Source organism: Paractinoplanes bogorensis (assembly GCF_018829635.1).
Taxonomy (GTDB): Bacteria; Actinomycetota; Actinomycetes; order Mycobacteriales; family Micromonosporaceae; genus Actinoplanes; species Actinoplanes bogorensis.
This window is the reverse complement of sequence record NZ_JAHKKG010000004.1, coordinates 179,202-195,613: the sequence shown is the minus strand read 5'-3', so window position 1 is coordinate 195,613 and position 16,412 is coordinate 179,202. Positions and strand designations below refer to the sequence as shown.

15 protein-coding genes are annotated in these 16,412 nt (G+C 70.4%); 9 read left to right on the top strand and 6 right to left on the bottom strand.

The features are described from left to right. Positions 1-19 precede the first annotated feature (19 nt). Positions 20-418, top strand: a complete 399-nt coding sequence (locus KOI35_RS12715) for a DUF732 domain-containing protein (protein ID WP_215786909.1) — start codon at positions 20-22, stop codon at positions 416-418. Positions 419-464: 46 nt separating this feature from the next. Here KOI35_RS12715 and KOI35_RS12710 read toward each other — a convergent pair whose 3' ends face one another. Both KOI35_RS12710 and ppdK read right to left on the bottom strand, forming a co-directional pair. Further along, entirely contained in the window at positions 465-878 is a 414-nt protein-coding gene (locus tag KOI35_RS12710; protein ID WP_215786908.1) for a VOC family protein, read from the bottom strand. 106 nt (positions 879-984) lie between these two features. Further along, positions 985-3,666 (bottom strand): pyruvate, phosphate dikinase, encoded by a 2,682-nt coding sequence (gene ppdK, locus KOI35_RS12705; RefSeq protein ID WP_215786906.1) that lies wholly within the window; start codon positions 3,664-3,666, stop codon positions 985-987. Between the two features lie 190 nt (positions 3,667-3,856). On the opposite strand from ppdK, the gene KOI35_RS12700 reads away from it, so the two are divergent. Both KOI35_RS12700 and KOI35_RS12695 read left to right on the top strand, forming a co-directional pair. Then, positions 3,857-4,330, top strand: coding sequence for a hypothetical protein (locus KOI35_RS12700; protein ID WP_308120928.1), 474 nt, complete (start codon positions 3,857-3,859; stop codon positions 4,328-4,330). Beyond that, positions 4,324-5,493, top strand: a complete 1,170-nt coding sequence (locus KOI35_RS12695; protein WP_215786904.1) for an MAB_1171c family putative transporter — start codon at positions 4,324-4,326, stop codon at positions 5,491-5,493. The genes KOI35_RS12700 and KOI35_RS12695 overlap by 7 nt, the downstream gene beginning before the upstream one ends. Here the strand turns inward: KOI35_RS12695 and KOI35_RS12690 are convergent. Continuing rightward, positions 5,441-5,836, bottom strand: a complete 396-nt coding sequence (locus tag KOI35_RS12690) for a helix-turn-helix domain-containing protein (protein WP_215786902.1) — start codon at positions 5,834-5,836, stop codon at positions 5,441-5,443. The two genes, KOI35_RS12695 and KOI35_RS12690, sit on opposite strands and share 53 nt — an antisense overlap. 218 nt (positions 5,837-6,054) lie before the next feature. Between KOI35_RS12690 and KOI35_RS12685 the strand changes: the two genes are divergently transcribed. Further along, positions 6,055-7,263 (top strand): cytochrome P450, encoded by a 1,209-nt coding sequence (locus KOI35_RS12685; RefSeq protein WP_215786901.1) that lies wholly within the window; start codon positions 6,055-6,057, stop codon positions 7,261-7,263. A 110-nt stretch (positions 7,264-7,373) separates the two neighbouring features. Here KOI35_RS12685 and KOI35_RS12680 read toward each other — a convergent pair whose 3' ends face one another. After that, entirely contained in the window at positions 7,374-8,054 is a 681-nt protein-coding gene (locus tag KOI35_RS12680) for a hypothetical protein (protein ID WP_215786899.1), read from the bottom strand. A gap of 109 nt (positions 8,055-8,163) precedes the next feature. On the opposite strand from KOI35_RS12680, the gene KOI35_RS12675 reads away from it, so the two are divergent. Genes KOI35_RS12675 through KOI35_RS12665 form a run of 3 tightly spaced genes read left to right on the top strand, consistent with a single transcriptional unit; the run spans position 8,164 to position 12,070 of the window. After that, the gene (locus KOI35_RS12675) at positions 8,164-9,612 is read left to right on the top strand and encodes an FAD-linked oxidase C-terminal domain-containing protein (protein ID WP_215786897.1); all 1,449 of its coding nucleotides are present in this window, start codon (positions 8,164-8,166) and stop codon (positions 9,610-9,612) included. Continuing rightward, positions 9,612-10,724 (top strand): FAD-binding oxidoreductase, encoded by a 1,113-nt coding sequence (locus KOI35_RS12670; protein ID WP_215786896.1) that lies wholly within the window; start codon positions 9,612-9,614, stop codon positions 10,722-10,724. Before KOI35_RS12675 ends, KOI35_RS12670 begins: the two co-directional genes overlap by 1 nt. Beyond that, the gene (locus KOI35_RS12665) at positions 10,724-12,070 is read left to right on the top strand and encodes a (Fe-S)-binding protein (RefSeq protein WP_215786894.1); all 1,347 of its coding nucleotides are present in this window, start codon (positions 10,724-10,726) and stop codon (positions 12,068-12,070) included. The genes KOI35_RS12670 and KOI35_RS12665 overlap by 1 nt, the downstream gene beginning before the upstream one ends. Here the strand turns inward: KOI35_RS12665 and KOI35_RS12660 are convergent. After that, positions 12,067-12,423, bottom strand: coding sequence for a VOC family protein (locus KOI35_RS12660; RefSeq protein ID WP_246613038.1), 357 nt, complete (start codon positions 12,421-12,423; stop codon positions 12,067-12,069). The two genes, KOI35_RS12665 and KOI35_RS12660, sit on opposite strands and share 4 nt — an antisense overlap. Positions 12,424-12,446: 23 nt before the next feature. On the opposite strand from KOI35_RS12660, the gene KOI35_RS12655 reads away from it, so the two are divergent. After that, positions 12,447-12,887, top strand: coding sequence for a nitroreductase family deazaflavin-dependent oxidoreductase (locus KOI35_RS12655; RefSeq protein ID WP_246613037.1), 441 nt, complete (start codon positions 12,447-12,449; stop codon positions 12,885-12,887). Between the two features lie 49 nt (positions 12,888-12,936). Here KOI35_RS12655 and KOI35_RS12650 read toward each other — a convergent pair whose 3' ends face one another. Continuing rightward, positions 12,937-15,123 carry a rhamnogalacturonan lyase family protein gene (locus tag KOI35_RS12650; RefSeq protein ID WP_215786890.1) on the bottom strand — a complete coding sequence of 729 codons (2,187 nt, stop codon included), beginning with the start codon at positions 15,121-15,123 and terminating at the stop codon, positions 12,937-12,939. Between the two features lie 161 nt (positions 15,124-15,284). On the opposite strand from KOI35_RS12650, the gene KOI35_RS12645 reads away from it, so the two are divergent. After that, positions 15,285-16,403, top strand: coding sequence for a cellulose binding domain-containing protein (locus tag KOI35_RS12645; protein WP_215786888.1), 1,119 nt, complete (start codon positions 15,285-15,287; stop codon positions 16,401-16,403). The last annotated feature ends 9 nt before the right edge of the window (positions 16,404-16,412 follow it).

Genomic DNA, 16,412 nt, shown 5'->3' with positions numbered 1-16,412 from the left:
GAAACGAGGGGGACGCAACGTGGGGGCACGTCTTGCCGTGGCCGGCACCGTTCTGGTGGCCGTGTTCGGGCTGGGGTCGTTGAGCGCCTGTTCCGGCGGCGACGACACCAAGAGCGACACCAGCGGCGGGAACCCGAGCGCGGCAGCCGTCAAGGACGTCGCGGGCAGCCTGCCCAAGGGCGACGAGGCGACTTTCATCAAGGCGCTCCGGGCCCTGGACCCCGCGCTGGTGAAGGACGAGCAGACCGCCATCGACAACGGGTACAACCTGTGTCAGGACGCGAAGAACGGCATGACCGTCAGCGAGCAGGTCACCGACGCGACCAACCTGTTCTCGACGAACGCGAAGAACGGTCAGCGCATCGTGGCGATCGCGACGACCAACCTGTGCAAGCCGGCCGCCTCGGCCGGCAGCTGACGGGAGACCCGTCCCGGCCCTGCATCGGGGCCGGGACGAGCACGGGTCACTGCGGCGCGACCACGTCGACCATCCACGGGGTGCCGAACTTGTCGACGAGCTGACCGTAGACGTCGCCCCACATCTGCTTCTCGAACGGCATCGTCACGTTGCCGCCGTCGGCGAGCTTGTCCCACGCCTCTTCGAGGCCCTCGCCGGGGTCGCCGCTGAGGCTGACCGTCATCGTGTCGCCGGCCTTGGCCTCGCCCATGCCGGGCGCCGCGTCGGACGCCATCAGGACGTAGCCCCGCTCGGTGGTCAGCATCGCGTGCATGACCTTGTCGGCGATCGCCGGGTCGGGCGCGCCGAACTCGCCGAACGTGTTGACCTTGAGCTCACCGCCGAAGACGGAGTGGTAGAACTCCATCGCCTCGCGGGCGTTGCCGTTGAACGTCAGGTAGGGGTTGAGCTGAGACGCCATCACAGACTCCCTTGGCTGAAACTTGTCACGGCCGACGCTAGACCTCCCCGCCGACAAAAATCCGCCGCCCAGGTGATCGCACCCGGACGGCGGAGGGAAAAATCGGTCAGCGGTGGTCGGAACCGGCGGACTCCACGGCGGCCCGGCCGGCTTCGAGCCGCGCGATCGGCACCCGGAACGGCGAGCACGACACGTAGTCGAGCCCGACCTCGTGGAAGAAGTGCACCGACTCCGGGTCGCCGCCGTGCTCGCCGCAGACGCCGAGCTTGAGGCCGGGCCGCGCCGACCGGCCCTCCTCGGCGGCGATCCGCACCAGCCGGCCGACCCCGTCGCGGTCGATCGACTCGAACGGCGAGATGCCGAAGATGCCCAGTTCCAGGTAGCGCCAGAAGAACGCGCCCTCGACGTCGTCGCGGGAGAAGCCCCACGCCATCTGGGTCAGGTCGTTGGTGCCGAACGAGAAGAACTCGGCCGCCTCGGCGATCTGCCCGGCGGTCAGCGCCGCCCGCGGCACCTCGATCATCGTGCCGATCAGCACCTGGACGCCGGAGTCGCCGACCACCTCGGCGATGATCTTCTCGGCCTCGCCGCGGACCGTCTCGAGCTCCTGCACCGCGCCGACCAGCGGCACCATGATCTCGGGACGCGGGGTGCCGCCCTCGGCGGCCAGGGCCACCGCGGCCTCGGCGATCGCCCGCACCTGCATGGCGAACAGGCCGGGGATGACCAGGCCGAGCCGGACGCCGCGCAGGCCGAGCATCGGGTTGGACTCGTGCATGCGCCGCACGGCGGCCAGCATCCGGGTGTCCCGCTCGGCCTCCTCGCCACGTTCCCGGGCCACCGCGACCTGCACCGCCAGCTCCTCCAGGGAGGGCAGGAACTCGTGCAGCGGCGGGTCGATCAGCCGCACGGTGACCGGCAGCCCGTTCATCTCGCGGAAGATGTCGAGGAAGTCGGCCCGCTGCAGCGGGCGCAGGGCGGCCAGGGCATCGTCGCGTTCGGTCTTGGTGTGCGCCAGGATCAGGCGCTCGACCAGCTCGCGGCGGTCGCCGAGGAACATGTGCTCGGTGCGGCAGAGCCCGATGCCCTGGGCGCCGAAGCGGCGGGCGCGGGCCGAGTCGGGACCGGTGTCGGCATTCGTACGCACCTTGAGCCGGGCCCGCTCGTCGGCGTGCGTCATGATCTGGTGCACCGCGGCGACCAGCGGTTCGTTGGCCAGGGCGGGGTCGAGGTCGCCCTCGAAATACTGCACGACCTCGGACGGGCGCACCGGAACCTCGCCGCGGTAGACCCGCCCGGTCGTGCCGTCGATCGAGATCACGTCGCCCTCGCGGACGACCTGCCCGTGCACGGTGAACTGGTCGCGGCCGACCTCGAGCTCGTCGGCCCCGCAGACACACGTCTTGCCCATGCCGCGGGCCACCACCGCCGCGTGCGAGGTCTTGCCGCCGCGGGCGGTGAGGATGCCCTGCGCCGCGATCATGCCGGGCAGGTCGTCGGGGTTCGTCTCGCGCCGGACCAGGATGACCGACTCGCCGGCCGCAGCCTGGGCCACCGCCGCCTCCGAGGTGAAGACCACGGAACCGTACGCCGCCCCGGGCGAGGCGCCGACGCCACGAGTGAGCGGGGCCGGGTCGCCCGACAGGTCGAACCGGGGGAACATCAGCTGAGCCAGCTGCGCCCCGGACACCCGGGTGACCGCCTCGTCGAGGTCGATCATGCCCTCGTCGACGAGCTGGTGAGCGATCGTGAAGGCGGCCGCCGCCGTCCGCTTGCCGACCCGGGTCTGCAGCATCCAGAGCTTGCCGCGCTCGATGGTGAACTCGATGTCGCACAGGTCGTGGTAGTGCCCCTCGAGCGTCGCCATGATCTGCAGCAGTTCGTCGTACGACTTCTTGTCGATCTTCTCGAGGTCGGCCAGCGGCAGCGTGTTGCGGATGCCGGCGACGACGTCCTCGCCCTGCGCGTTCTGCAGGTAGTCGCCGTAGATGCCGCTCTCGCCGGTGGCCGGGTCGCGGGTGAACGCCACGCCCGTACCGGAATCGGGTCCGAGGTTGCCGAACACCATGGCCACCACGTTGACCGCCGTGCCGAGGTCGGCCGGGATGCGTTCCTGGCGGCGGTAGAGCACCGCCCGGTCCGCGTTCCACGACCGGAAGACGGCCTCGATGGCCAGGTCGAGCTGCTGGCGGGGCTCCTGCGGGAATTCGTGCCCGACGTGTTTGGCGAAGACCTTCTTGTACGCCGTCACGAGCTCTTGGAGATCGCCGGCGTCCAGTTGCACATCGTCCTTGACGCCCTTGGCCACCTTCGCGTCGTGCAGCGCCTCTTCGAATTCCTCGCCCGGCACGTCACACACCGTTTTGCCGAACATCTGGATCAGCCGGCGATAGGAGTCCCAGGCGAACCGGTCATTGCCCCCGGCCTGGCGGGACAGCCCGGTCACCGACTCGTCGTTGAGCCCGACGTTGAGGACGGTCTCCATCATGCCGGGCATCGAGAACTTCGCCCCCGACCGTACGGAGACCAGCAGCGGGTCACCCGGATCGCCCAGCTTCTTGCCCATGGTGGCCTCGAGCGCGGCCAGGTGGCGGTCGATCTCGGTGTCGAGGCCGTCGACGTGCGCGCCCTCGGCCAGGAACCGCTGGCACGCCTCGGTGGTGATCGTGAAGCCGGCCGGAACCGGCAGGCCGAGATTGGTCATCTCCGCGAGATTGGCGCCCTTGCCCCCGAGAAGGTCTTTGAGATCCTTGTTTCCCTCGGCGAAGTCGTAGACGAACTTCTCCATCGCCAGCCACCTCCGGTTTTGATTCCTCGGCCGAACTGGTTTCTGCCCCAAGGTTCGTAAGGCTAAGCACGGGATGGCCGAATAGTTAACAGTCCGGTGGGGTATTCCACAGGCCTTGGACACCCCGTGTTCGGTAAGCGCTTTCTCCGCGCAGTTCCGCGCAGCGAAACGGGCGGGTAGCGTGTCCGCGGTGGAGGGTCTGCGGCGGCGATGCGAGGCGATGCTGCGCGGCGTCCGGGTGCCCGACCCGTTCGACCTCGACGAGTTCTGCGACGAGGTGGCCGCGCGCCGGGGCCGCCCGCTGATCCGCCGGCCCGTCCCGGGGCTGAGCGCCGAGGCGCCGTGCGGCATGTGGATCGGCACCGAGCGGGCCGATCACATCTTCTTCGATCCGGGCACGTCACCGCTGCACGCCGAGCACATCGTGCTGCACGAGCTCTCGCACATCCTCTGCGGACACTCGGGGGCCGACGCGGCGATCGCCCGGCTCTTCCCCGACCTCGACCCGGCCGTCGTGCGGCGGATGCTGGGCCGCGCCGCCTACTCCGACGTGCAGGAACGCGAGGCCGAGATGATGGCCTCGCTGATCCGCGGCCGCTCGGTGCGCACGCCCCGCAACGCCCTGGGCCGGGTCACCGACGCCCTCGGCCTCGACCGGTGGTGATCCTCGCCGCCGCCCTGATGATCTTCCTCTGGGGCCTGGCGGTGTCCCGCCTGCCCGGGCTCTGGCGCGACAGCCGGCAGCGCGCCCTCAGCGCGAGCATCATCGCCCTGGCCGTATCCCGCACGGCCGGCTTCCCGCCACTGGTCGACGAGCTCAGCCGGGCTCATCTGGGGGCCGCCCAGCACCTGGCCGCGATGGTCGCCTCGTACTGGTTCCTGCGGTTCGTGCTGCTGGCCGACGGGCGGGCCGCGGCCTGGCACCGGGCGTCGGCCGCGGTCATGCTGACGCTGCTCGCGACGGCGGCGGTCACGTTCGCGGTCAGCCCGGGCGTGGTGGACGGCCCCCTGACCCCGGGCGTCGTCACGTTCTGGCTGGCTCTCGACCTTTACGTCGGCACCGCCCTCTCGGCCGGGGCGGTGCTGTTCGGGCGGACCGCCGCGGGGGTGCCGGCGCGCTGGTCGCGGGCGGCGCTGCGGGGAGTCGCGGCCGGGGCGGGGCTGCTCGCGCTCGACACCCTCTTCCGCGCGGTGGTCACCACCATGATCGGCGCCGGGGCCGGCGTGGATCCCGCACGGCTCACCCCGCCGGCCGAGTTCGCGCAGGCGGTCGGTGCGCTGCTGATGGTGGCCGGCGGGGCGGCGGTGTCAGTGCCGCGCGGGTTGTCGGCCCTGGCGGCGTACCGGTCGCTCCTGGCTCTGCGGCCGTTGTGGAAGGCCATGCGTGACACGTTCCCCCAGGTCATCCTGTTCTCCCCGCGGCGGGCGATCGTCGAGCTGGCCGGGGTCGACGACGTGCACCTGCGCGTCTATCGGCGGGTCATCGAGATCCGGGACGGCCTGCTGGCCCTGCGTGTGCACCTGCCGCCCGGCCCGGCCGCGGGAGACAGTGGCGCCACGAGGCCACGGCCGGGCATCGAGCCGGGAACGGCGGATCAGAACGGCCCGGAGGACGAGGCGCGGCGGATCGCCGAGGCGCTGCACCGGCGGGCCCGCGGCGACGAGCCGGTCGGAGAACCGGGCAGCTGGGCCACAGTCGGACCGGAGATGACCGACGAGGTGGCGTGGCTGAGCGCGGTGAGTACGGCGTACCGGAAAATCTCGGAACAGCCGGTCAGCTGTCCGCCTGCCGCTCCGACTCCCAGACCATCCGGATCATCTCGCTGATCTTGTCGCGGCCTCGGGGCGAGACGTCGGCCGCCCGGAGCGCGATCTCGGTCACCCCGGCGTCGCGGATGCTCTGCAGCAGCTCGAACTGGTCGTCGATGCGACGGGTCTGCTCGTCGTCGAGGAAGTAGGAGACCGGGACGCCGAAGTAGGCGGCCAGCGCGGTCAGGTGGGTGACCGTGGGGTTGTCGCGCTTGCCGGTCCGCAGCTGCCAGATGTACGTGTGCGAGATCGACACACCCTGGCCGGCCCGGACCGCCTCGGCGACCGCCATGTAGCTGGGCTCCGGCCGATGCTGCCGGAACAGGCGATCAAGCTTTGCCGCGATGGAGAAGGCGCCCACCCACGCCCCCCTCCCCCGTTGGAAACCACAGCCGCCGGTTGCCATGAGCAGGGACACGAACCGCGTCCATGCACATCCCCCGATGCTGGCGTCCATAAACTGTGGTTGATGGAACGAGCTGAAGCCTAGAACACGCGCGCTCGTCGCTCAACCCCGTTCGGTACCGAACGCCAGATCTGTCACAGTCAGCGCGTGCTCGCGGCTTGTATGGTCACGTTGTGGCGGACATTGTGGAAAGTCGCGAGGTCTCGGCACTGATCGCCGAGCTCTCCACCGTCGTCGGGCGCGAAGAGCCGTACGGTCACTACGCGCGTCTCCGCGAGATCGGCGCGGTCGTCCGGGCCGATGACGGCACCCTGATCGTCACCCGCTGGACCGAGTGCGCGGCGGTCGCCCGCGATCACCGCCTGGGCAAGATGCCGGTCGAACTGCTGGCCCACGCCGGGCTGGCCGACTGGGCCGAACATCCGGCTTTGTACGGATATTTCACTAGCCTGCTCGGCATCAATCCGCCCGACCACACGCGGCTGCGACGCCTGGTCAGCTCGAGTTTCACCGCTCGCCGGGTGCAGGCGCTGCGCCCCGCGACCGAGCGGATGATCGACGACCTGATCGACGTGATGGCCGGCCGGTCCTCCTCCGACTTCGTCGAGGCGTTCGCGTTTCCGTTGCCGTGCAACGTGATCAGCGAGCTGCTGGGCATCCCGGCCGCCGATCGGGCCCAGTTCCAGCATCTGGTGTCGGACTGGTCGGCCGTGCTCGACGACATCACGCCCGAGGTGCTGTCGAAAGCCAATCCAGCGGCCAAGGCCGTACGGGAATATCTCGCCGCTCTGGCCACCGAACGGCGCCGGCAGCCGCGCGAGGATCTGATGAGCGCCCTCGTCGGTCATGAGGAGGCGGGTGACCGGCTCACCGAGGACGAGTTGCTCACCATGGCCGGGTTGTTGTTCGCGGCCGGGTTCGAGACGACCACCAACCTGCTGTCGAACGGGTTGGTCGCGTTGCTGGAGCATCCGGAGCAGCGGCCGGCGTTGTTCGCCGATCCGGCCGCCGCCGTGCAGGAACTGCTGCGCTACGACTCGCCGGTGCAGAACATCGACCGGACGGCCCTCGAGGCGACCACGATCGCCGGGGTGACTTTCCAGCCGGGTGACCGGATCGTGGCCTATACGGGCTCGGCCAACCGGGATCCGCGGCGGTTCAGCGAGCCGGACCGGCTGGATCTGAAGCGGGCCGACAACGCGTCGCTGGCGTTCGGCGGGGGCATGCACTACTGCCTGGGGGCGCCGATGGCCCGGCTCGAAGCGGAGATCGCTTTTCCGCGCCTGTTCGAGCGGCTGCCCGGCCTGCGGCTCGCCCCCGGGGCGGCGCGGCGGGACAGTCTCACCATCCGCGGCTACGACGCACTACCCGTACAAAATTAAGACGCCGCTGAGAATTCCACGGGGGAAGAACTCTCAACGGCGCACTCGGAACATTAGACGACAGTAGGGGTTCGTGTCTATCCCGCCTGGCTATCCGACTCGCGAACCGGCTATCCGACGCGCTGGACGACGCTGCCGACAAGCCGCTGCCAGTCGGCGTCGAAGTTGGCCGACGGGCTCGAGTTGTTGATCCGATAGATCGCGTACGTGTCCACGAGCGTGACGTTCCGGCTGGTCAGCACGGCCACCGCGGTGTCCGCCGTGCCCGGGTGGGCCGGGTCGTACTTCTTGTGCCGGACGACGACGAACCCGGTCCAGCCGGATTCGTCGAGTGTCTTGATCGCGACGGTTTCGGTGTAGGCCGGTTCGGACTTCTCGTCGTTGACGGTGGCCGGCACCGACACGTTGGCCTGGCACCCGTCGGCCACCGCGCGCAGCGCCGTCTGGGCCGCCGTGGCCTGGGTCGGGTCGCCGTAGACGAGTGCCGTCTGGTCGAGCGTCTGCGCACCCTTGTCACCCTCGTCCACGAAGGACGCGGCCACCGTCTCGGCGCCGGGCGGCACGCTGGGGGCGGTGGTGGTGCCGCCGCACAGGCTGACCAACTGGTTGGGGTCGGCGCTGGTCTGCGGCGCGGCCCAGGTCGGCCCGATCTCGTTCGCCTGCAGCAGCGCGCCGCGCATGGTGGTGACGGTGAGCAGCCCGGTCGGCTCGGGGGCCGGGTCGTCGTCGCCGGAGCAGCCGGCGAGGAGCAGAAGGGCGCAGGTCCCGGTCACGACAGCTCGAGCGAACATCGGGCCATAATCCCAGACCGGCCGGCGGGATCCAGGGCCGCTCCGGAACTACTACGGGACTCACCGGGAGCATCGCGCTCAGTGACGTTCCGGGGTTAGGTTGTCTGGCATGGCCGACATCGACGCGCTGGCCCGGTTGCTGCGAGCTGAGCTGGGCTCCGGGCAGGTCATCACGGACCGGGCGGAGCTGCGGACGTACGAGTGTGACGGCCTCGCGCACTACAAGGTCGTCCCGGCCCTGGTCGTCCTGCCGCACACCGCCGAGCAGGTCGCCGCCGTGGTGCGGGCCTGCGTCGCGGCCGGGGTGCCGTTCGTGGCCCGGGGCTCGGGCACCGGGCTGTCCGGCGGGGCGCTCCCGCATGCCGACGGGGTGCTGATCGTCACCGCCCAGATGCGGCGGATCGTCGAGATCGCGCCGGCCGACGAGCGGGCCGTGGTCGAGCCCGGCGTGATCAACCTGCAGGTCACCAAGGCGGCGACCCCGCACGGCTACTACTACGCGCCCGACCCGTCGAGTCAGCAGATCTGCTCGATCGGCGGCAACGTGGCCGAGAACTCGGGCGGAGCGCACTGCCTGAAATACGGGTTCACCACCAACCACGTGACCGGGCTGCAGATCGTGGCGCCCGACGGCGAGCTGCTGCGGCTCGGCGGGCGGGCGCTCGACCCGCCCGGTTACGACCTGATCGGGGCGTTCGTCGGGTCGGAGGGCACGCTCGGGATCGCCACCGAGGTCACCGTCAAGCTGACCCGGCTGCCCGAGACCGTACGGACGCTGCTGGCCGCCTTTCCGAGCATCGACCAGGCCGGCGCCGCCACGTCGGCGATCATCGGGGCCGGGGTGGTGCCGGCCGCGATCGAGATGATGGACGCCCTGGCCATCGAGGCGGCCGAGGCGGCGGTCGCCTGCGGCTATCCGGCGGGCGCGGCGGCGGTGCTGATCGTCGAGCTGGACGGGCCGTCGGCCGAGGTCGAGGCCCAGTTCGAGCAGGTCACCGCGCTGTGTGAGAAGAACGGCGCCTTCGAGATCCGGATCGCGGCCGACGATCTCGAGCGGGCGCTGTTCTGGAAAGGCCGCAAGTCGGCGTTCGCGGCGGTCGGCCGGATCAGCCCCGACTACATCGTGCAGGACGGGGTGATCCCGCGGACCGCCCTGCCCGAGGTGCTGCGGCGCATCTCCGAGGTGGCGAACGAGCACGGCGTACGGGTGGCCAACGTCTTCCACGCCGGAGACGGCAACCTGCATCCGCTGGTGCTGTTCGACGACGGCATCGAGGGCGAGGCCGAGCGGGCCGAGACGGTGTCGGGGGCGATCATCGACCTCTGCATCGAGTACGGCGGGTCGATCACCGGCGAGCACGGCGTCGGCATGGACAAGGCCAAGTACATGCCGCGGATGTTCGGCGACGACGACCTCGACACGATGCAGCTCGTGCGGTGCGCGTTCGATCCGTTGATGCTGTCGAATCCCGGCAAGATCTTCCCGACGCCCCGGCTGTGCGGCGAGAGGCCCGGCCGCGGCGCCGAGTCGCCGTTCCCGGGCGTGGAGATCTTCTGATGGGTGCGCTCGAGGAACTGACCCGGCCGGCGACCGACGACGACCACGTCGGGGGCGTGCCGGCCCGCCTGGTGGCCGCGCCGGCGTCGACGGCCGAGGCGGCCGCTCTCGTCGCCGCGGCCCACGACCTGACCGTGGTGGTGCGTGGCGGCGGCACGAAACTGCACTGGGGTCCTCCCCCGCGCTCGCTCGACCTGATCATCGACACCGGCCGCCTGGCCGGGATGGTCGAGCACGCGGCGGGCGATCTGATCACCGTGCTGCGCGCGGGCACACCGCTCGACGACCTCTCCCTCGGCGACCAGCAGCTGGCCCTCGACGCGGCGCCGGGCGCGACCGTGGGCGGGGTCGTGGCGACCGGGGCGAGCGGGCCGCGGCGGCTGCACTACGGCACGGCCCGCGATCTGCTGATCGGCATCACCGTGGTCCGGCCCGACGGCACGGTCACGCGGTCGGGCGGCAAGGTGGTCAAGAACGTCGCCGGCTACGACCTCGGGAAGCTCTACACCGGGTCGTACGGGAGCCTGGGGTTGATCACCGAGTGCGTGTTCCGGTTGCATCCTCGTCCGGCGGCCCAGGTCTACGTCCAGTCCCGGGCTCAGCCGGTGACGGCGATCCTCGAGGCCCGGGTGGCGCCGACCGCGATCGAGGTGGATTCCGCCTCGGACGAGCTCGCCGTGCTGATCGAGGGCACTCCTGCGGGCGTACGGGAAAGGGCTGGCCTGCTGTCGAAGGTGCTCGGTGGCGACATTTCGGATGAACCGCCCCCATGGTGGGGGCAGGCGCCGTGGGCGGCGGACGGGATCGGGATGAAGCTGTCGGTGCCGTTGTCGCAGGTGCCGGAGCTGCTCGGGTCCGGTGCGGCGGTGCGCGGGTCGGCCGGGACCGGGGTGCTGTACGCGGGCGCTTCGGACATTTCGGATGTGGAGCGGCTACGGGCACTGTGTGTGCGGGCCGGCGGGCATGCGGTGGTGCTGACCGCGCCGTCCTCCACCCGCGACATTGTGGACATGTGGGGTCCGGTGCCGGGGCTGGCGCTGATGCGGCGGATCAAGGACCAGTTCGATCCGGGGCACCGCTTCGCACCGGGACGATTCGTGGGAGGCCTGTGATGGTGGACGCGACGTGGGGAACCGGGGAGCCGCCGCGCGATGTGCTCTCACTGTCCGGATCATCGGCCTTCGATGCGTCGCATCCGCCGCGGGCCGACCTGATCGCCGACTGCGTGCACTGCGGCTTCTGCCTGACCACGTGCCCGACCTACACGCTGTGGGGCAACGAGGCCGACTCGCCGCGCGGCCGGATCTACCTGATGAACCAGGGTCTGACCGGGGAGCCGCTGAGCGACTCGATGGTCTCCCACTTCGACAAGTGCCTCGGTTGCATGTCGTGCGTGACCGCGTGCCCGTCCGGCGTGCAGTACGACAAGCTGATCGAGGACACGCGGGCGCAGGTCGAGCGGCGCTTCGAACGCCGGCCGGCCGATCGGGCACTGCGGGCGGCGATCTTCGCGCTGTTCCCGTATCCGCGGCGACTACGGCTGCTGCGGGGACCTCTGGCGGCGTACCAGAAAACGGGTCTGCAACGCCTGGTCACGCGGAGCGGCCTGCTTCCGCCGTTGCTCTCGACGCTCAACTCGCTGGCGCCGCGGCTGCGTCGGGTTCCGCCGCCGCCGCGCCGGGTGGCGGCGCGCGGCACCCGGCGAGCCGTGGTCGGCATGCTGACCGGGTGCGTGCAGGGGGCATTCTTTCCCGAGGTCAATTCGGCCACCGTACGCATCCTGGCCGCGGAAGGCTGCGACGTGGTGATCCCGCCCGGTCAGGGTTGTTGCGGGGCGCTGAGTGTCCACAACGGCCGCCGTCTCGAGGCGGCCTCCTTTGCCCGACGGTTGATCGACACGTTCTCGCGGTTCGAGTGGGACTACTTCGTGGTCAACGCGGCCGGGTGCGGGTCGTCGCTGAAGGAGTACGGCTCGCTGCTGGCCGACGACCCGGCCTATGCCGAGCGGGCGGCGGCCTTCTCGGCCAAGGTGCGTGACCTGTCCGAGCTGCTGGACGAACTCGGCCCGGTCGCGCCACGGCATCCGCTGCCGATGACGGTGGCCTACCACGACGCCTGCCACCTGGGCCACGCTCAGGGGGTGCGCACCCAACCGCGGGCGCTGCTGCGCGGCATCCCCGAACTGACCCTACGCGAGATCGCCGACCCGGAGTTGTGCTGCGGTTCGGCCGGCATCTGGAACATCCTCAACCCGGAGCCCGCCGCCGAACTGGGCGACCGCAAGGCCGCGAACATCCTCGCCACCGGCGCCGCACTGCTGGTCACGGCGAATCCGGGTTGCATGATGCAGGTGGCCGCGGCGCTGGAGCGCCAGGGCGCGTCACTGGCGATGGCCCACACCGCCCAGGTCCTGGACGCGTCGATCCGCAACCTGGGCCCCTCGTCCCTGTCTCGCTAACGGCCCTCGACGCAGAACTCGTTGCCTTCCGGGTCGTGCATGGTGACCCAGCCGCGGCCCTCCGGCGTACGGTGATCCTCGAAGAGTTTGGCCCCGAGCCCGATCAGCCGGTCGACCTCCTCGTCGCGGGTGCGCTCGTCGGGCTGCCAGTCGATGTGGACGCGGTTCTTGACCGCCTTGGCCTCGGGCACCCGGATGAACAGCAGCCCCGGCACCGGATCGGGCGCGTCGACCAGCACCTCGTCGTCACCGGGGACGTCACCCTCACCGAGCGGCCAGCCGGTCACCTCGCTCCAGAAGCGGGCGATCTCGTACGGTTCAGCGCTGTCGACAGTCACGTGACGCAGAATCATGGGCACGACCTTAGGGGATTTCGATGACGTTCGACTCGAAGCGCGGCACGTACGGCGCCCGGCAGCCCCGGGGCTTCCTCCTGCGCCTCGGCAACCGCATCATGGCCGGCCGGGTACGCGGCAACAACGCGAACCGGCTCCTGCTGCTGACGACGGTGGGCCGGCGGAGCGGCGTCGAGCGCACGAACCCGGTCGCCTGGTTCACCGACCCCGACGGCGGCCGCCTGATCGTCGCCTCGGCCAACGGCGCCGCCGACAACCCGGCCTGGTACTACAACCTGGCGGCCCACCCGGACGCCCACATCGAGGTCGGCGGCGAGACCTCCGACGTCACCGCCGAGCAGTTGCACGGCGAGGAGCGCGATCGAGCCTGGCAGGTGATCCTCGCCGAGGCGCCACGATTCGACCAGTACACGAAGAAAACCGACCGCGAGATCCCCGTCATCCGCCTGCGTTCTCGATGAGACGGCCCGCCCCGGTCCCGCGGGCTGCTGCGGGACCGGGGCGTTCCCCCTACTGGATGGCGAAACTGGGGTGCGGCGGCTGGTTGTAGGCGGTGTTCTGCCACGCGATCGCCTCGCGGTACTGGATGTCGTGCAGCAGCGTGACCACCCGGCGGTCGGTCTGGATCGGCGTCGCGTAGATCCGCAGGGCCGTGTTGTCGCTCGTCGGCCAGATGACCTCCTCGCGCCAGTCGCCGAGCAGGTCGCCGCTCAGGGACGGGGTGGCCTTGGTGCCGTTGTTCGAGTGCACACCCGACGCTGTGAGCAGGCGCGTGTCGCCCGACGTGCCGTACTTGTCGATCCGCGTCTGGTCGAGCAACTCGCGCTGCGCGTCGCCGTCCCACCAGATCACGAAGTTCGTCGACGACGGCTTGCGGCTGGCCACCACCGTGCCGGACGGCCCGCGTACGCCGTCGACCGCGGACGACCACGACTCGGCGCCCGGGCTCCCGGCCCAGATGTCGGCCGACACGCCCCGGCCGTTGTCACCGTTGGCGGGCGTGCTCCACAGGATCTGTCCCGTACGGGCGTCCGCGAACCACGACGACGGTTTGCTCGCGTCCTCGTCGACCTTGAACACCTCCAGTCCCGTACGGGACGGATCAAGGTCTCCCACGTGCAGCGTGTCGCCGTGGCCGAGGCCGGTGTTCCAGAGCTTGGCGCCGTTGTCGTCGATGGCCAGCGAGCCGTAGACGATCTCGTCCCGGCCGTCGCGGTCGACGTCGGCCACCGCGAGCTGATGGTTGCCCTGGCCGGCCGTGCCGCTGTTGGTCGACGCGTTGCTGTCGAACGTCCAGCGGCGGGTCAGGGCGCCGTTGCGGAAGTCCCAGGCCACGATCACGCTGCGGGTGTAGTAGCCGCGCGCCATGATCAGGCTGGGCCGGCTGCCGTCGAGGTAGGCCGTACCGGCCAGGAACCGATCGACCCGGTTCCCGTACGAGTCACCCCAGCTCGACACCGTGCCGCGCGGAGGCTCGTAGTTCACCGTGGACAGGGCCGCACCGGTCCGGCCGTCGAACATCGTCAGGTACTCGGGGCCGCTCAGCACATAGCCGGACGAGTTGCGGTAGTCGGCGGTCGAACTGCCGATCACCTGTCCGGTGCCGGAGACGGTGGCGTCGGCCGTCTTCATGGCCACCTCGGCCCGGCCGTCGCCGTCGTAGTCGTACACCTGGAACTGGGTGTAATGCGCCCCGGCCCGGATGTTGCGGCCCAGGTTGATGCGCCACAGCCGGGTCCCGTCGAGCTTGTACGCGTCGACGTAGACCGGATCGGTGACGCCCGACTGCGAGTTGTCCTTGGAGTTGAGCGGATCCCACTTGAGCACCAGATCGAGCTTGCCGTCGCCGTCGAGGTCGCCGGTGCTGGCGTCGTTGGCGGCGTACAGGGAACTGTTCGGGTTCTGGATCGGCACGTCGAGGTAGCCGTTGGCGAAGGTCAGCGACGGGCCCTCGGCGGCCTGCTCGGTCCCGCTGGTGACGGCCCGGACGGTGTAGGACGAGTTCGCGGCGGCGCCCGCGTCCAGGTAGTTGGTCGAGCCGGTGATCGGTGACGCGTTGAGTCTGGTCGTGCCGCGGTAGACGTTGAAGCCGATGCCGGCCGGGTCGGTGGCCAGCCAGCGCCAGCTGACCAGGTTGCCCGAGCCGGAGCGGACGCTGATCACGCCGCGGTCGAGGCGTTCCCGCTGCTTGCCGTCGGTCGGCGCGTTCGTTGTCGGCGGAGTGGTCGGTGGCGTTGTCGGTGGCGTTGTCGGTGGCGTTGTCGGTGGCGTCGTTGATGGGCTTGTCGTCGGCGGTGTCGTGGCTCCGGTGCACGCGACGCCGTTGAGGGTGAACGCGGCCGGGGTGACCGCGTCGCCGTTGGCGTTGAAGCCGAAGCTCGCGGTGCCACTGGTCGGGATTGAAGCGTTCCAACCGGCATCCCGTACGGATACCTGGGCGCCCGACTGGGTCACCGCGCCGTTCCACAGCTGGGTGATCGTCTGTCCACCTGGGAACGTGAACGCGAGCGTCCAGCCGGTGACCGGATCACCGAGGTTGACGACGTCCACGGTCGCGCCGAACCCGCCGGGCCACGAGCTGGCCACCGAGTAGCGCACCTGGCACCCGGCGGCCGCATCGGCGCGGGTCGCGACCAGGATCCCGGCGCCGGCGGTGGCAACGGCGAGGACGGCCGCGATGGTGCCTCTTCTGGCCACGTGAGAGGTCCTTTGATCGAGGGGCCCTTTGATCGAAGGGCTTGGATGGGAGCGTTCCCATGCTGGCGTGTTACGGCGCCGTGGTCAAGGTTGGATTGGGAGCGCTCCCATGACATCATGCGGAAATCCACCGTTATCAATCAGCCCCCTGAGAGGTTCCCATGCCCCTCCCCCAGCGCCGCCGCCGGCTCGCCCTCCTCGCCGCGGCGACCGCCCTGCTCTCCACCACCGCGGTCACGGTCGCCGGCCGGGCCGACGCGGCCGCCGGATGCCAGGTCCGCTACACCGTGGCGAGCTCGTGGCCGGGCGGCTTCGGCGCCGCCGTCGACATCACCAACCTCGGCGACCCGGTCAGCTCGTGGACGCTGACGTTCGCGTTCCCGGCCGGCCAGACGATCACCCAGCTATGGAACGGCACCGCCACCCAGACCGGCGCCCAGGTGTCGGTACGCAACGCCGCCTGGAACGGCGCCCTCGCCACCAACGGCACCGCGAGCCTCGGCTTCAACGGTTCCTGGACCGGCACCAATCCGGTACCGACCTCGTTCGCCCTGAACGGCGTCGCCTGCACCGGTTCCACCACCACGCCACCGACCACCCCGCCGACGACCACCCCGCCTACGACCCCGCCCACCACTCCCCCGACGACCCCGCCCACCACGCCGCCCGCCGGTTCGCCCGTCAAGATCATGGCGCTCGGTGACTCGATCACCGGCTCGCCCGGCTGCTGGCGCGCCCTGCTCTGGCAGAAGCTCCCGGCCACCAAGGTCGACTTCGTCGGCACCCTGCCCGGCCAGGGCTGCGGCTTCCCCTACGACGGCGAGAACGAGGGCCACGGCGGTTTCCTGGCCACCTCGGTCGCCGCCCAGGACCAGCTGGTCGGCTGGCTGTCCGCCACCAAGCCGGACGTGGTGATGATGCACTTCGGCACGAACGACGTCTGGAGCAACTTCTCCCCCGACACGATCCTGGCCGCCTTCACCAAGCTGGTCGGCCAGATGCGCGCGTCCAACCCGAGAATGAAGATCCTGGTCGCCCAGATCATCCCGATGGCCCCGTCCAACTGCGCCGACTGCGGCCAGCGGGTGGTCAACTTCAACGCCGCGATCCCGGCCTGGGCGTCCGGCATCTCGACCGCCGCGTCCCCCGTGACGGTCGTCGACCAGTGGACCGGTTTCGTCCCCGCCACCGACACCTACGACGGCGTCCACCCCAACGACAACGGCAATGTCAAGATCGCCAACCGCTGGTACCCGGCTCTGAGCGCCCTGATCCCCTGACCCCTGACC

Coding starts and splice junctions, on each gene's coding strand:
- KOI35_RS12710 (WP_215786908.1), bottom strand. CDS start 878: ATGGCGTCTCAGCTCAACCCCTACCTGACGTTCAACGGCAACGCCCGC.
- ppdK (WP_215786906.1), bottom strand. CDS start 3,666: ATGGAGAAGTTCGTCTACGACTTCGCCGAGGGAAACAAGGATCTCAAA.
- KOI35_RS12680 (WP_215786899.1), bottom strand. CDS start 8,054: ATGTTCGCTCGAGCTGTCGTGACCGGGACCTGCGCCCTTCTGCTCCTC.
- KOI35_RS12675 (WP_215786897.1), top strand. CDS start 8,164: ATGGCCGACATCGACGCGCTGGCCCGGTTGCTGCGAGCTGAGCTGGGC.
- KOI35_RS12670 (WP_215786896.1), top strand. CDS start 9,612: ATGGGTGCGCTCGAGGAACTGACCCGGCCGGCGACCGACGACGACCAC.
- KOI35_RS12665 (WP_215786894.1), top strand. CDS start 10,724: ATGGTGGACGCGACGTGGGGAACCGGGGAGCCGCCGCGCGATGTGCTC.
- KOI35_RS12660 (WP_246613038.1), bottom strand. CDS start 12,423: ATGATTCTGCGTCACGTGACTGTCGACAGCGCTGAACCGTACGAGATC.
- KOI35_RS12655 (WP_246613037.1), top strand. CDS start 12,447: ATGACGTTCGACTCGAAGCGCGGCACGTACGGCGCCCGGCAGCCCCGG.
- KOI35_RS12645 (WP_215786888.1), top strand. CDS start 15,285: ATGCCCCTCCCCCAGCGCCGCCGCCGGCTCGCCCTCCTCGCCGCGGCG.